Below are 16397 nucleotides of genomic sequence, written 5' to 3'. Positions count from 1 at the left end.
CGCTTCAACGCTGACAACAAGGACAAGCCTTGTTGCAGGTTAAGCGGTAGTTAGATGGACGCTTCGCGCAAAGGAAAGGTAAAAAATGAGTACATGTTATTTATGCAAGAATGAAATTACAGAACAAAATATAACAATTGAACATATTATTTTAAATTCTATGGGCGGAAGATTAAAATCATCAAATCTAATCTGTAAAGAGTGTAACTCAAAATTTGGTGATTCATTTGACGCGAAGTTATCAAAGCAATTTGAGTTTTTTGCTAATATTTTAGACATAAAAAGAGAACGAGGAAAAGTTCAAGATGTTATAATGGTAAGAGAATCCACTGGAGAGGAATACAGAGTTACTCCAGATGGCAAACCTATAGTAAATAAACCAACAATTGAGAGAAAGGAAATAGAGAATGGAGAAGAAATCCATATTCAAGCAAGGAATCTTGACGAATTAAAAAAGATTTTAGTAGGGTTAAAAAAGAAATACCCTGCAATCAATATTGATGAGTGTTTAAAAAAAGCTAAACATATAAAAGAAAGATTATCAGAACCTTTGGGTATTACGTTAACACTTGGCGGAAGAGACTCAATGCCTGCCATACTAAAAATGGCTATTAATTTTTTTGTTGAAATTACACGTGATGTAGTAACAGTATCTGAAGCAATTGAAGATCTTCGGAAAAATTCGACAGACAAAGTTGAGCCAATAATATTAGAAGAGAGTCTTTTTGATCTAGGAGAGAATGAAGTTACTCATAGTATATTTTTAAACGCTAGTCCAGAAGAAAAAAAAGTATATGCAATTATAGAATTATATGGAACAATTCAATTTATTGTAAAACTTTCAAAAAATTATAATGGAAATGCGTTTATAAAACTTTATGTTTATGATGTTTTATTGACAAAAGAAATTCAGAAAAAAGTAAATTACATACCAGATTTTAATTATATATTCTCTCATGAATATCCAAAGTCAAATCCTAATTTTCAAATTTTAAATGATAAAATGAGTCATGTTATGCAAATCGCTATGAAAAGAAAAAATAATTCTTTCATTTCTGAAATTATAAAAAAATCGTTTGATAATACTTGGGGAAAATTACCTGAGGGAAAAATCATAACAAATGAAGATGTAGATATGTGTCTTGATGAATTAATGAAAAATATAGAGCTTTATTTTTAGGTTAACATTTCCGTCTATCAGTACAAAAATAATATGTTTCAAAATATTGGAGAAATCAAAGGAAATGTGCTTACCATTGCGCTATGTGTTATGTGAATATTTTTTTGTATTAAGATAATAAAAAATGTAAAAAAGATAAATATTTTCATCTAACACCCGCTTCAACCTGACATTGCGGACAAGCCGCAAATGCAGGTTAAGCGGATGTTAGACAGACACCTTCGGTGCATGAGGAAAAGAAAAATCAGAGAGGGTTATTATGTTAACTAGACAAAATGAAAGTGATAGATTGTTAAAGTTTAAAGAAAAATATAAAATCAAACAAAAAATAACTAGTGAAGAAAAAGCGTTTTCCTCTATAGCATTTATGAAAATGGAATATTTACCAAAATGTTTCGATCATGGAGCTGTATGGAGAAATAAGGATGGTTTTCTTGTTATAGAGATGGAATTATATGATTTTGATAATAAAATAGAGGAAGACTTAAAAATATGGTGTAAAAAATGGAAATTTAGTTATATAAAAGAGAATGAATTGCTCCCATTTAATTGTGAAGACGGTCAAGTAATTATTTTAATTTCAAATTTAAAGTCAAGGAATAAAAAAAACTTGATAAAGAATGGTGTAATAGATAGGTCGTTGTTATAAAAAATCAACTAGCAAGCTCTCCAAAACTGACAATATCTTTGTAATAATGAATTATAACTATTAAGCAACAAAATTTATTTTATAAATTAAATTATAAAATCTAAATAAATAGCTTAGTTTTTACTAAATTTATATTTTATTATAATGAGTATTTGAGTGAGAGGATGCAAAAGTTTTATCTAAGGATTTTAAATTTATTAAGGAAATCGACGAAATATAAGTCCTTTGGATTGTCTGGTATTTATAATATAACGTAGTTAATTTATATAAAATTTTAGTTTTATAGTAAAATTTCTAATTTTTAGATTTAATAATCAAAAGCTGTATAGGTGTTAAAAATAAAGTCTTATTATTAAGAATAAGATTTTATAATTTTAAGATAAATATTTTTGATAAAAGATCGGTTTTGTAAATAATATAGAATTATAGTTAAAATATATGAATTATTATAAAAGAAATGTAATGGCAGATGATAAAGCCTTATGTAAAATTTAAAGCTTTTTATTTATGAATATTTAAGAAAAAGCAAAATAAGGCAATAATAAAAGTGTAATTGTTAATATAAGCGATATAAATAAAATAATAGTGTCTAACACCCGCTTCAACCTGACATTACGGACAAGCCGCAAATGCAGGTTAAGCGGAAGTTAGATGGACACCTATCGGTGCGAATAAAATATGAAAAAAATAGATGGTTTAAATATTTATAGAAATGCAAATGGCCGTATTATTTTTGAACTTATTGGAAATAAAAAATATTATATGAGTTCATGTGAAAAATTATTTATAATTATTGAAGCTACTTATTTCGACAGACAGTGGAAAAAAACTAATTTTAAAATACAAAAAATAGTAGCAAATATTAAAGATAAGAAAGATGATTGTAAATATCAAGATGCGAAGGAAGGATTTGCTCATGGAGAGAATAACCCTGTTCCTGTTGTAAATATTGATATTAAAATAGAAAATAATAACGATATCATACCTACACTGTGCAATGGTTTAACAAGAACAAATTTCTTATTAGCTAATAATGTAAAATATTTAGTTTTCAGTATATCTAAAAAATTATTATTAGATGATGCTGATTCATATTTTTTTATAAAAAACGATGAAATATAAAATGAAAATTAGCTAGGAAATATGATAGATGTTTTGAAGTAATGAAAAAACATTGTCTAACAGTGCTAAAAATAATCAGGGGCTTCAGATTATGACAATAAAAGAATTTGAGAATAAATATTGGTATATGAGTGAGCTTAAAGAGTTGGCAAAATCGCAAAAAATTCCATTTGATTCAAAAATTCGAAAGGAGCAGCTTGAAGAAATGATTTCTCAATTTTTGCAAACAGGAATTGTGAGTAAAAAAAATAGCAGTAAGATTAAAAGTTGTAATGTAGATATATTGGATTTAAATAGTTTTGTTGACAATTTTAGAAACACAAAAGAAACATGGAAATTTATAAATACTGAAATGGATAAACGAGCACCTGGTCTGAAAATAAAATCAGGAGCAAAATATTGGCTTAATCGCTGGATAGAAAATAAACTTTCTCATGGCGAAAAAATAACGTATAATGATGTCATTTGTGAATATATTCGTTTAAATAAAACTGAAGGAAAACTTCCGCAAATCCCGTCCTGTAAATTTAATAACTTTATAAGTGATTATCTGGCAAATGAAAAAAATGCAACAAGAGAAGATGCTTTGGAAGCGTGGAAAAAACTAAAAGATATGAAGATAAAAAAAGATTATATAACATGGAAAAAGAATAAAAATACATAAAAAAAATCATCTAACACCCGCTTCAACCTGACATTGCGGACGAGCCGCAAATGCAGGTCAAGCGGATGTTAGATGGTCGGCTCACTGAGCCGCTATTTTTAGAAATATAGGGGGAAAACTAAATGAAATACAAAGTAAAATTAACCGTAATAGATAAAAAATTATATCCTGAGTTACAAAAACAGTATTGTGCAGATCAAAATTCTGGTGTCTGTCCTTGTTATAATGTTGGAGATGAATTTATTTTTGAAAGGGATGAAAAAAATGATCATTTTTGGCATGGAGGAATAAATACTCTTGTAAAAACAATAGCGGAGCCTAATACTGTTGCGGGCGGACCAAAAATACCTCATTGTTCAGAAGCATGGGATGCAATTAGTCGTTATATCTATACAGGTTTACAAGGCGGTTCAATTATGCGAGGCTGGATGAAAGAAGAAAATACAATGATTGCTTGTTGTTCTGATGGAACTCGTCCTGTAATTTTTAAAATTGAGAGACTTGATATAGAAGAATAGAAAAGGAAGATTTTTTTAGCAAGTTGAGCTTGTTGAAAAAATTGAAATGTATAACTTTAGGGCTAGAACAAAGAATCGGTTGAATTTAGACTTTCTTTGAAAAGTAAAATGCTTCTTTTGAAAGGAGAAAACAGAAATCAATAAAATGGAAATAGATATTGCTGATTTTATAAGTGGTTACAAAAGCGAACAATTTGTCAGTAATTACGATGATTGGAATTATAAAGATGTCATTTCGCATCTTTTTGAATGGATTATGTAAGAATTGAGCGAGCAGTATAAAAATGATGATATGATAAATTCAATCTTAAAAGTTAATAAAGTATAAATAAAAGCATCTAACACCCGCTTCAACGCTGACATTGCGGACAAGCCGCAAATGCAGGTTAAGCGAATGTTAGATTGACCTGCCTAACGGCAGGCGGGTAACGGAACCAATCAAAACAGCCTTCCGACCGAAAAAAAATAATTGCAATGAAGAGAGCATTGCGAAAGGAAGGTCGAAATGAAACAGAAAAAAGTAGTTTCAATGGTTTGTGTATTGGTTCTAATAATTAGTGCAGTAACATTATATTCAGAAGAAATACGAACAAGCAAATATTATGGAGTTCATTTTATTACGGAAATAAAAGAGAATAATGTTAACGTAAGAGAGGCTCCTTCTCTTGAAGCTAATGTAATAGTAACATTAAATGAAGGTCATAAAATTCGTATTACAGGCATATCAAAAGTGAATGAAAAAATTGACGGATATTCAGGGTATTGGTTTAGAATTGAAATTCTTGATTTTAAGGCTAAGGAGCTTTACTCATTAGGTAAATGGGTTTTTAGTAAATATGTAAAAGATAAAGATATTACTCCATCTATAATACGTCTAAAAAAATCCAATGAAATATTAAATAATCAAGTTTCCTCTTTAGAATTATTAATTGAAAAAAATGGTAGAACTAGAACAGTTAAAGTTCCTGTAGAAAGGAAAAAAAATAGATATACTTTTGTATGGAATGATTATCCTAATGCTGAGTTTATGTACTATGATGTTCCAGGAGTTTATAGATGGATTCCCGAATTTAATGAAATTAGGCATGTATCTTATTATTCTATCGATAAATGGTCCTCTGATGAGTTTACAGAAGATTACAGATATTGTATTAGTGATGAAGGTTCTGCACCCGGAATAAGAGGCGTTATTGTAAGAAATTTGAAAAATGGCAGGATAATTTTTGAAGGATCCTATTATTCTTCTTGGAATTTAGACGGATATGAGATTGATATTGTCTATTCTCCAAGTGAGTGGGATATAAAAAATGGTCAAGTTGATCAAGAAACGCTAAAACATTTTACTGATTACCAAAAAAGTCATAAACTAAAAGAGTTTGAGTATATTTTAGTTAAATACCGTTATAATTTTGTAGAAAAAAAGAGAAAATTTATCGGATATGAGATAATGTTTAATAACAATTAGAATTTTAATATTTGCCACAATAATATGATGAAAAAACAAGACCTGTTTCATACATCTTTTCGTTGCATATATTGGTAATATTTGATATTTATCTGTTATGAAGGTAAAAGGTGATAGAAAATATTTTAAAAATAAAATCTAACACCCGCTTCAACCTGACATTGCGGACAAGCCGCAAATGCAGGTTAAGCGAATGTTATGCTCACACGCTAGTGGCGTGGTTGGAGAGAAAATGAAAAAAAAATATTTATTAATAGTAATTATTTTTTCTCTTATATTTATCAACTGCAAACAGAATAGAGAACTATTATTTGAAAAAATGATCAGTTCTGCATCAAAAAGAAAAGAGAAAATCTACTTATCATTTAATGATGCAAATCAAAAATCAGGGAATAAATATTATGATTATATAATCAATTCAAAAGGAATAAATCTCGATTATTACTATAAGTGGGCACTTACAAATCAAGAAACAAATTTTGTATTTGAATTAATGAACTGTGAATTAACAACTGGAGATTTGGCTTTAAGTATATTATGGGACAGATTCAGATTTGATGATGAAAATATGGAAGGATTATTTCCCATTGAAATTGTTGACAAATATAGAAAAACAGGAAGCAATAATTTATATAAATGGGTTCAAGAAGATATAAATCATAGAGTTTATATAACAAATAAAACTATGGAAATTATATTACAAAAAGAAGGGGTTAATCGAGAGATAAACATAAATGAAATTAAAAAGAGCATTATGAAAAAATATGTAAAAGGTAGAGATTACATAATAACCTGTGAGTTTCTGCGATGGGGGCCTACAGTTACTGGTGTATCATGGCCGAAGTATTATTTGTGGATAAATATTTTTAATCCAAATTCTTATGAACTTGTTGCAGAAGGAGCAATAAGAGTAGCTTTGATTGAAAATGAAAAAGAATCGCAAAAACTTGATATTACAGATTTTATTAAATTTGATGATAATAAACAAAATATTCAAGAATTTGAAAAGGTATTTCCTCATGCAATTGTAGAACAAATTGCATATAGAAATGATATAGAATATTAGCATAACACTGTTTTCAAAGCCGACAACGCAGACAAGCTGCGTTGCGGTTTAAAACCATGTTAGGTTGACGCTTCGCGCACTGGAGATAAAATATGAAAGTATTTATATCATACGCTTGGACAAATAATGAGTACACTTCAAAAATATTATTACTGGCTGAAAGATTAATGTCTGATGGTGTTGAAACGATTATTGACAAGTGGGATCTTTCTGCTGGTCAGGATAAATATGCATTTATGGAACAGATGATTCAAGATAGTAGTATCGATCATGTACTGATAATGCTTAATCGAGAATACAAACAAAAATCCGATGAGAGGAAAGGTGGAGTAGGGACTGAAGCACAGATTATTAGTTCAGATTTGTATAATAAAGTTGACCAAACTAAGTTTATTCCTATTGTAATTGAAAAAGACGATAGTGGAAGACCGTACCTACCGATATATCTTAATAACAGAATTTACATTGATTTATCAGAGAATGAAAATTGTGAGTATCGGTATGAAGAACTGCTTAGATTAATTTATAAACGTCCTCAGTTTCAAAAACCTAAGCTTGGAACTGCACCTTTATGGATTTTTGAAGATAAAGAAAATATATCAAATATAAATATCAAAGAGCGAGAATTAATCACTTCTCTTGAAAAGAATCATAAAAGTAGGATTATAAAAGTAAGAGACTATATAGAAATAATACAAAGCGAGTTAATTAATGCAGAAATCAATGAGAAATATCATGGTCAGCATGATTTTGGGAAGGTTGCACTTGATTCATTTACTGCAATGACTCCTGTTAAAAATAGCTTATTAAATGTATTAAAAAACATAGCCATATATGATGAAAGTATAGAAACTTTCGATGAGTTTTTTCAGTTTTTTAGAAATATTGAAAAATTTTATAGACCAAATACTAACAAAGATAATTCATCATGGACACTGGGGCAATACGATAATTATGCACTGTTTTTTTATGAACTTATAATAAGTTCAATGGCTATTCTATTAAAATTTAATAGGTATAATCTTGCAAATAAATTTTTAAGTAATGTTTTGATAAAAGATAATGCTACAAATTGGATGTATGGTGGACTAGAAAAAAATATTGAAACCATTTATGATAAATTTGAAAGCTTACATATAATACCAGAATATTTTCAATCAATTACTGGGAAGTCTTTTTTACACCCAGTTGTTGAAATACTAAAAAATCGAGTTTTTCCCAGTTTATTTTTCTCAGATATCATAGAAGCAGACTTGGTTTTACATTACTATCGTGCATTTACATCTTAATATAATCAATATTTCCCACGTTTTACTGTGTATTTAGGTGAATGCAAACTAACATTCCTTATTAACCTTATTTATAAAGATAAATCGAAGAGTGTTCTTACTGTTTTTGGAATTGATAATTTGAATCTTCTTAAGGAAAAAATAGATAATGGCTATTTCCTTTATGATAAACTGTATACCGATTATTATAATAGAATTCCAAAGTTGACATCATTAATAGATCAAAAATTATGGGGAACTAAATAATTATACCTAATATCCACTTCAAGCTTTAGCATGAAATTTACTAGAGTGAATATTAACAGAACGATTTTCCACAAAAAGGAGAAAATATGGATTCAACGATAATTGGAGCATTAATTGGAGTCATAGGAATAATTATTGGTGTTTTACTGACTTACTCTATGTCAAAAATAATGGTCTCAACTAAAAAGAAGTCTGAGTATTTAAAAAAAGTGCATTTAAAAATATTATCTATGGCTGAAATTTGGTTTATGGCTGAAACTCAGTTTCGCGGTAGTCATGATCTCAAAAGCGATTATGAAGGTTCGCAGTTTATTTCCTTTTTCAAATCGACTTTAGAAGAAAATATTGAAATTATTGAAGGTGATTTATACCAAGTTTACATTGATTTAAAATATATGGATTTTGTGGAAGATTTTTCTGGATTTATGATGAATTTAAATGCAATCGAAAAATTAAATGTAGTTGTTGATGAATTAATTAAAGAAAATAAAAAACTAAAAATTTGTAAAAATGAAATAATGGATAGATATAAAAAATTAAGAAATTCGGTAAATCTATGGATATGGTTTTCAAAAAATATTCATGAAGTCACTACCATAAATACAATTATGGCAATGAAATGGAACTTTAAAATTCCAATTGATGAAATTTTTGCAGATTCCTATTTTAATACGGTAATTAAACCTCTAACCGATGAGAATAAAATACTTGAATTATTTAAAAATAGATATTATAAAGAAGAGAAAGATAACCTAACACCCGCTTCAACCTGACATTGCGGACGAGCCGCAACTGCAGGTTAAGCGAATGTTAGACATATGGATAACGAAAAAAATATAGTGTAAAACTAATTAGATATTTTCTATAGTAGATGTAAATGTCTAGTATAGTAATGAAAATAAATGTGAAGGTAAAACATGAATTGGGATAATTTCTTTTTTGCATTTTCAGGTGCCGCAGCAGCTTTAATTGGAGTAACATTTGCTTTTATTGTATCAAAATTGTTAAATAATATTTCTGAATTTGATGAATTATATAACGGATGCCAAGATTTGCTTCTTGAGTTTAAGGAACAAAAACTAAACATTTCTAATATTGCTTATGATTGGCATGATAGGATGATTTTAAAATATGAATTTCAGATAAAAGAAAAAATCAAAAATAATATTTTTCAATCTTTTTCAAATGAAGAAATAGTAAATTATATTATAGAAAATGTTCCTCGTGTTTATTATCCCAAGAACTGTCTTTCATATATATTAGAAGAAATAAAAAAATATAATGATGATTTAGAAACACGGAAAATACCTATTTCTCCTAATGCTTTTATCATTCAGCCAGAAATATTATCACTGCCTGATATACCAGATAAAGATTTGTGGAAAGATATAAACGAGGAAGAAAGGAACTTCAATAAATATTGTCAAAATTCTTATTTGTTAATTGATAAATTTAATAATTATACCGCAAGAATGAATAGTAAAATAAAAGATTTAAAAATTATAAGAAATATTATTGCGATGTTTATTCCTATTATCATAATAACTGTGATTTATCCTTTACACTTTATTCCAATTCCTGAAAATGAATATCCGCAGATATTTTTTGATGTATCTACTTTTCTTGATAATCTTCTTTCCTTAAGAGGTTTTTTATTGTTTATGTTATTTACAACAATTTCAGGAAGTCTTTCATACTTTGCAATTCTATGTTTTAAGTATATAAAAAAGTATAAAGAAATAATTTCTTTTATTGATAATTATACTGATATTTCAGCTTATTCGGATTTATTCTCAAAGTAATATTAACTTTGGGAAATGATTAATGGAAAATAATGTCTAACACCCGCTTCAACCTGACATTGCGGACAAGCCACAAATGCAGGTTAAGCGAATGTTAGCATGACACCGCTTTCGCGGTGCAAAAAAAGAATAATTTTTTCAAATTTTATTGTAGTAGGTATTGATATTGTATCATAAAAATGGTACAATATAATATGGATAAAGAAAATTGCTTGATATATGAAGGTGTTTTTTTTAGAATTGAATGGTTTTATGATAAAGCAGGATATAGTCAAGCATTTGAATACTTTAGAAAAGCATCACCTTCTCAAAAACGAAAATTTCTTATGTTGGTAAAGAAAATAGGTGATTTCGGTAAAATATTTGATAAAACAAAATTCAGATATGAAGGAGATGAAATTTATGCATTTAAACCTCAGCCTGATAGATATTTATGTTTTTTTAAGAAAGGACAGAAAATAATTGTAACAAATGGATTTTGTAAAAGAAGGAATAAACTGCCGTTGGCAGAAAAGACAATCGCTTTAGAAAATAAAAAAATATATGAACATTTATATGAGGAGTGATGTGATTATGGAAGAGTCGACCTTTGATAAGTACATAAAAAATGATATAAAACAAAAAAAGAAGTTTGATAAAGAGTATAATAACTTTCTACTATCGGAATTTATACTTGAAAAAATGGAAGAGGAAAATATATCTGTTAGAGAACTTGCAAGAAAGGCTGAAGTATCACCGACAATCATTCAAAAATTACGAAATAATAAAACAGCAGATAAAATAAATTATCAAACTTTTTTATCTGTTGTAAATTCTCTTGGCTACAGGGTAAACATAGAAAGAATTTAAAAGTGCTAACACCCGCTTCAACCTGACATTGCGGACGAGCCGCAAATGCAGGTTAAGCGAATGTTAGATTGATGCCTTGCGGCACAAAGAGGAAAAATGATTAATTGGAAAGAATATGAATCTGGAATCTATTTTCTTTATAATAAACTTATAAATAAAGGTTACCCGAATCTTAAAATTGAAAAAAATCAAGAAATTAAAGGCAAATCTGGTTTATTGCATGAAATAGATGTGGTTATATCATTTGATCTCTTAAATGAAAAAAGATTAATGTTAATTGAATGCAAAAATTTCTCAAAAAGAAAAGTTGAAAAATCTGATATTATGATTCTACATTCTAAAGTAAATGATATTAATTCTTCATTTGGAATAATAGTAACAACAAAGGGATTTCAAACTGGTGCTAAAGAATATGCTGATTATTTTGGGATAACAACATTAGTTATTAGTGAATTAAGTATAATAATAAAATCATCAAAACAGACATTAAAAGTTGTATTACCTGATGAATATGATTTACCAAAACCATTTTATACAATAATGTATATCAAAAATGGTGAAAATACAGGATCTTATAAAATGATAGAATCTCAAGAAAAACATGCTTTTATGCTTTTTCTTTCAAAAAAGGAAGCCTCAAAATGGTTGCAAAAGGATGAAAAAATATTTCCAGTTACACTTGAGCATCTGGAAATTATCTGTAGATATTCAGAAAAATTTAATAAGGGGATTATAGTTTTTTTTGGATATGCTGGAGAAGGTATTTCTCTGTCATCTAATCAATTACGAGAATTATACATAAATTAATCTAACACCCGCTTCAACCTGACATTGCGGGCGAGCCGCAAATGCTGGTTAAGCGGAAGTTAGGTTGACGCTTCGCGCGGGGTTAAATAAAATTAGTAATATATTTATCGAAATTTATTCATTAATAGATATTTAATATACTTAGAAAACAAAATAGCTTATCTAGGATTTTACCAATCAATTCAATGATAACTGGATTGGCTAGTAATTATGAATAGCTATTAGAAGTATTATAAGTATTTTAGAAATAGAAAATATTGTATTAATGGTATGCATAGTTTTAAGTATTATGTCGTAATTAATTGTATATTGAAACAATTAATTTATTTTATTAGAATTGAGGCAAAATAATTAATGTTTAGTAGCATCATATTAGAATCTGTAAAAGAATATATACCAAATAGTTATATCGAAAATAATGAGAAATATGATTTTATAGTCGGTAGTAAGGTTAAGAAAAAACTAGTTTTCAAAATTATTCATAACTATATTTTTATATTTTCGAGGATAAATAATAATGATTTTTCATTATTAATACATGAAATATCTGAAAAAATAAAGAATATAAAAGTAAAAGTTTGCATTATTTATATTCATGATTTTGACTTGGTGGAAGAAAATAATAAATTTTTATTTTTTATTAAAAAATGTAAAAGAGTTAATAGTTTTATAAGAATCAATAGCAGTAATGGACAAGTGTATTTTTCAACAAATAAAGATTTAGAAAATAAAATATGTTCTGAAAGATATGTATTTCTCTTAAATGAATACAAGTTTGCAATTAAAAATATCTGGCAGAATGAACTAAACAATTTTTATGATATTTGTTTTAAAATTGGAAAGAAATAATGTAGTAAACCTAACACCCGCTTCAACCTGACATTGCGGACAAGCCGCAAATGCAGGTCAAGCGAATGTTAGACCGATGCCTTCGGCACGATAAACTGTAACTTTGAAAAAATAGGGTGTGTTTTTGTAAATTAAAGCGTAAAGCCCAAATTAAAAGCTTAGTTTTTTTGAGTAAAGTTTTGTTATAATATCTACTTGTATAATGAAATAAAACTTTTATCTGTGGATTTTAAAATTTGTTAAGGAAATCAATGAAATAAAGTCCTTCGGACGGTCATGGTAATTATAATAATTAACTTAGTGAGGAATATAAAACTTTTATCTTAGAATTTTAAACTAGTTAAGGAAATCAACAAGTTAAAAGTCCTTCGGACGGTCATGGTGATTATAATAAATATTTGCTAAGTAAAATAAAATTTTAGCTTTATAGTAAAATTATAGATTTTTTTAATTTAATGATTAAAAGCTGTCTAGGTTAAAAATAAAGTCTTATTGTTAAGAGTAGGCTTATAATTTTAAGATAATATTATTTATAAAAGATTAGTTTTGTAAATAATATAGAATTATAGTTAAATTAATATTTTTAATATATGCTTTAAGTGATGTAAAGTTGGATATGAAAATAATAAAGCTTTATATTAAAATTTTAAGTTTTTTATTTATTAAATATTGTAATAAAAAGCTAAATAGTGTAAAATTAAAAGCGTAATTGTTAATATTAAGTTATATAAATAAAATAAAAGTGTCTAACACGCAGTTCAAGACTGACAAAACCCGCTCTGAAGATCGGCCGGTTAAACGCCTGTACGTTTTGCAGCTTAACTGCACGTTAGATGGACGCTTCGCGCTGAAGACAATATCACAGGGAGAAATTATGCAAGATACAATTGAAAGTATTCTAAAAGATTTATTTAGTGTTGATTTTAAGAAAGTAAGCAATGAACTATGTGTTGATATGTATAATTCACTTTCTAATTCATTATCTGCAAATAAAAATGAAGTTTCAATTGTTACTGAGCTATGTAGTGTTATTGACAATAGGAAATATAAAAAATTTAGTTTTCATGCAAAAAAAATCCATGGTAAGGCTTCTAATGTAGAATTTAAGAATAAAAATAGAGTAACTGTGAAAGAGTTATCCGATATGGCTGTTATTTCAATTTTAACAGACAATAAAAAAATCCTATTTGAGAAAACGGCATTTATTCAAAATAAAAAGGAAATAGGTCAAAATAAATGGGACATTGAGCAAGATCAATTATTTCTTCTTCGTAATTTCCCAACATTTATTCCAAAAACTGGATTATTGAGACGGCTAAAGAATAATAACGTTATTCTGATAAACCGAACAAAATCATTAGGCAATTATGGTTTATTTCAAAAGCCTGGTGAAATGATTATTGTAAATGCAGAAACAATATTTACCACACAAAAAAATGGAAATGTCGTCTATAATGATTTATTGAGTGCATCACAACATACAATTAGTTCATCAAATATATTTTGGTTACCGTATTACGATGATTTTATTTGTGATTTGTTTCATTATTTATATCGTTTTCAACTTTCAATCTGTAATAAAGGAATAATTCCTTTTATAGATACATGTCCGATAAGTTTAAATATTTATGATGTTATTCAGAATCTAGTCAATTTTAATATTGGTGAAGTAGCAAGCATAAATTCTAATATTATAAATAGTGATCTTGCCGAAATTAATAATGTTTTATTAAATTCAATCGGTTTGAGATTTGAAAACTTCGTTATTTCTGAGGATCCGGAATTCGAAAGTAATATAGCTGTTTTGGTATTTCAAATCGACATTGGAAATATGGAATAGGGCATCTAACACCCGCTTCAACCTGACATTGCGGACGAGCCGCAAATGCAGGTCAAGCGAATGTTAGGTTGACAAGCTAACCGCTTGCGGGAAAGGCTTGTGCAGAATTAATTTTATATTAATTTATAAAATAACCTATGATATAGAAAATTATCTATCAAATAAACTGTACAACTGAAAAAGTAATTTTTAGATTCAATAGAAAGGAAAAACAATTAATATATTAAACTAAAAATAAGTATAAAAATATTTGGACTTTATTAAATGACTAAATGTATATGATTTCATTATATATACTTGACAATATATCCTTATAAATGTATATTATACTTATGGGGAAAACAATTATAAGTAAAGATAATCGTTTTGAATGGGATGAAGAGAAAAATATTGCTAATATTGAAAAGCATGGAATAGCTTTTGAAGAAATATTGGAAGTATTTGACGATCCTGCATTTTTGACAGGATATGATTTTGAGCATTCCGCAAAAGAAGATAGGTATTATGGTATTGGAAATTTGAATGGAATATTGATAGTTCTGGTCTTTTTTACTGAGAAGAAGAACAGAATACGGTTGATATCTGCACGGCAAGCAGAAAAAGAATTGAGGGAGGAATATTATGATTACTTCAAAAAAATTAACAGCTGAAAGATTGGAAGAAATAAAAAATTATCCTATATCGTATGATGAGGATAGTCCAAAACTGACAAAGGAACAAATTGCAAGATTAAGGCCGGTTCATGAAGCATATTGGAATGTAACACCTATTAAAAAAAAAATTTCTATAAAAATAGATGCAGATATTCTTGCTGTGCTTCAGTCTTTGGGTAAAGGTTATCAAACAAGAATAAATAGTATTTTACGGGAAGCTATTACTACAGGTAATTATTAATCTAACACCCGCTTCAACCTGATATTGCGGACGAGCCGCAAATGCAGGTTAAGCGAATGTTATGTGCACAGCTTTGCAGTCTGAAAACGAAAGAAAAGTATGCGATATTCTTTGCCATATTAAATGATTTATTTAAATCAACAGAGATTTTAAAGACTAACAACAAATGTAATGACCCCAGAAGACATAATAAGACCTGCAGAGATAGAACTTTATATATTGAATATACAAAACTTTTTTAATGATTTCTTGACATTTTGATTTTATATGATTATATTATAAATACATAAGAATTCTGGAAACGCCTTTTCTTTTTTAGTAGAAGGAGTTTTTATGTATAATTCAAAACAATTTTTGCGAACAGTGAATTGGCATTTTGTTAATAGTTGTAATATGTCATGTAAATACTGTTTTGTTTCTTGCTGTAAGGAACTTCCGCTTGAAGAATCCATAAGTGTTCTTGAAAAATTAAAAGGGCATTTTGATCGGATTAATTTTGTTGGTGGTGAGCCGACTGTTTCATCCAAACTTATTCCTCTTGTAAAAAAAGCAAAAGAATATGGTTTTATTGTGTCTATGGTTACAAATGGATTCAATTTATATCATAAACCTGAAACTTTTGACGAAATTCTTACTGATTTTAGTATTATAGGTATCAGTATTGATTCTTTAAATGAAAATACAAATGTATTGATTGGTAGGTCTGTGAAAAATAGTGTTTTATCTAGGGATGATTATATAGATCTGTGTAAAAAAATAAAACTTGCAGGCTGTAAATTAAAAATAAATACAGTTGTAAGCAGAGTAAATTTAGATGAAAACTTTAATGATTTTTATGAAACTGTTATGCCTGATAGAATAAAATTACTTCAGGTTCTAAGACCTGCCGGAAGATTAAAACAAGATTATACGGATTTCTTGATAGAGGAAGATGATTATTTAGAGTTTGTTCAACGGCATCATAAGTTTTCTGAAGTAATATGTAGTGAGAATAATGAATTAATGTTGAACTCATATTATATCTTAAATAGTGATGCTTGCTTTCTTGATAATAAATCTGGTTGTATAAGCGGTTCTTTGTTGGAAAATGATTTAAAGTCGGTATTAAAAAATGTTTATGTCGATGAGAATAAATATAGAGCCAGATATGCATAATA

The 16397-nt window shown here is 27.8% G+C and carries 18 protein-coding genes; all 18 read left to right on the top strand.

From position 1 onward, the window contains the following. Positions 1-85 precede the first annotated feature (85 nt). The 18 genes from TDE_RS08720 to TDE_RS08630 all read left to right on the top strand — a co-directional run bounded on the left by TDE_RS08720 (position 86) and on the right by TDE_RS08630 (position 16395). Positions 86-1180, top strand: a complete 1095-nt coding sequence (locus tag TDE_RS08720; protein WP_010957070.1) for an HNH endonuclease — start codon at positions 86-88, stop codon at positions 1178-1180. A 259-nt stretch (positions 1181-1439) separates the two neighbouring features. Further along, positions 1440-1829 carry a hypothetical protein gene (locus TDE_RS08715; RefSeq protein ID WP_002681204.1) on the top strand — a complete coding sequence of 130 codons (390 nt, stop codon included), beginning with the start codon at positions 1440-1442 and terminating at the stop codon, positions 1827-1829. Positions 1830-2507: 678 nt separating this feature from the next. Further along, positions 2508-2951, top strand: a complete 444-nt coding sequence (locus tag TDE_RS08710; protein ID WP_010957068.1) for a plasmid fertility inhibition factor family protein — start codon at positions 2508-2510, stop codon at positions 2949-2951. A 91-nt stretch (positions 2952-3042) separates the two neighbouring features. Further along, positions 3043-3615, top strand: a complete 573-nt coding sequence (locus TDE_RS08705) for an SAP domain-containing protein (RefSeq protein WP_010957067.1) — start codon at positions 3043-3045, stop codon at positions 3613-3615. A gap of 122 nt (positions 3616-3737) precedes the next feature. Further along, positions 3738-4133: a TIGR04076 family protein gene (locus TDE_RS08700; RefSeq protein ID WP_010957066.1), complete on the top strand. Its 396-nt coding sequence runs from the start codon at positions 3738-3740 to the stop codon at positions 4131-4133. Positions 4134-4638: 505 nt separating this feature from the next. Continuing rightward, the gene (locus TDE_RS08695; protein WP_010957064.1) at positions 4639-5598 is read left to right on the top strand and encodes an SH3 domain-containing protein; all 960 of its coding nucleotides are present in this window, start codon (positions 4639-4641) and stop codon (positions 5596-5598) included. Positions 5599-5830: 232 nt separating this feature from the next. Then, positions 5831-6664, top strand: coding sequence for a hypothetical protein (locus TDE_RS08690; protein ID WP_010957063.1), 834 nt, complete (start codon positions 5831-5833; stop codon positions 6662-6664). 92 nt (positions 6665-6756) lie between these two features. Next, positions 6757-7953 carry an SEFIR domain-containing protein gene (locus TDE_RS08685; RefSeq protein ID WP_010957062.1) on the top strand — a complete coding sequence of 399 codons (1197 nt, stop codon included), beginning with the start codon at positions 6757-6759 and terminating at the stop codon, positions 7951-7953. 332 nt (positions 7954-8285) lie between these two features. Further along, the gene (locus TDE_RS08675; protein WP_010957061.1) at positions 8286-8972 is read left to right on the top strand and encodes a hypothetical protein; all 687 of its coding nucleotides are present in this window, start codon (positions 8286-8288) and stop codon (positions 8970-8972) included. A 144-nt stretch (positions 8973-9116) separates the two neighbouring features. Further along, complete coding sequence (locus TDE_RS08670; RefSeq protein WP_010957046.1) at positions 9117-10001, top strand: hypothetical protein; 885 nt, start codon at positions 9117-9119, stop codon at positions 9999-10001. A gap of 179 nt (positions 10002-10180) precedes the next feature. Continuing rightward, complete coding sequence (locus TDE_RS08665) at positions 10181-10567, top strand: type II toxin-antitoxin system RelE/ParE family toxin (RefSeq protein WP_002689013.1); 387 nt, start codon at positions 10181-10183, stop codon at positions 10565-10567. A gap of 7 nt (positions 10568-10574) precedes the next feature. Continuing rightward, the gene (locus TDE_RS08660; protein ID WP_002689021.1) at positions 10575-10850 is read left to right on the top strand and encodes a helix-turn-helix domain-containing protein; all 276 of its coding nucleotides are present in this window, start codon (positions 10575-10577) and stop codon (positions 10848-10850) included. Between the two features lie 96 nt (positions 10851-10946). Then, positions 10947-11657, top strand: coding sequence for a restriction endonuclease (locus TDE_RS08655; RefSeq protein ID WP_010957060.1), 711 nt, complete (start codon positions 10947-10949; stop codon positions 11655-11657). A gap of 354 nt (positions 11658-12011) precedes the next feature. After that, positions 12012-12506, top strand: coding sequence for a hypothetical protein (locus TDE_RS08650; protein WP_002669589.1), 495 nt, complete (start codon positions 12012-12014; stop codon positions 12504-12506). A gap of 874 nt (positions 12507-13380) precedes the next feature. Then, a complete protein-coding gene (locus tag TDE_RS08645) occupies positions 13381-14346 on the top strand; it encodes a hypothetical protein (protein ID WP_010957058.1) in 966 nt (321 codons plus the stop codon). Positions 14347-14663: 317 nt separating this feature from the next. Further along, complete coding sequence (locus TDE_RS08640) at positions 14664-14996, top strand: BrnT family toxin (RefSeq protein WP_010699606.1); 333 nt, start codon at positions 14664-14666, stop codon at positions 14994-14996. Beyond that, on the top strand, positions 14968-15240 hold the full coding sequence (locus TDE_RS08635) for a BrnA antitoxin family protein (protein WP_010957057.1): 273 nt from the start codon (positions 14968-14970) through the stop codon (positions 15238-15240). The genes TDE_RS08640 and TDE_RS08635 overlap by 29 nt, the downstream gene beginning before the upstream one ends. A 333-nt stretch (positions 15241-15573) precedes the next feature. Then, entirely contained in the window at positions 15574-16395 is an 822-nt protein-coding gene (locus TDE_RS08630) for a viperin family antiviral radical SAM protein (protein ID WP_010957056.1), read from the top strand. Positions 16396-16397 lie beyond the last annotated feature (2 nt).

The sequence above is a fragment of the Treponema denticola ATCC 35405 genome, assembly GCF_000008185.1.
GTDB lineage: Bacteria > Spirochaetota > Spirochaetia > Treponematales > Treponemataceae > Treponema_B > Treponema_B denticola.
The sequence above is the reverse complement of the archived record's forward strand: the minus strand, read 5'-3'. Positions and strand labels throughout refer to the sequence as shown.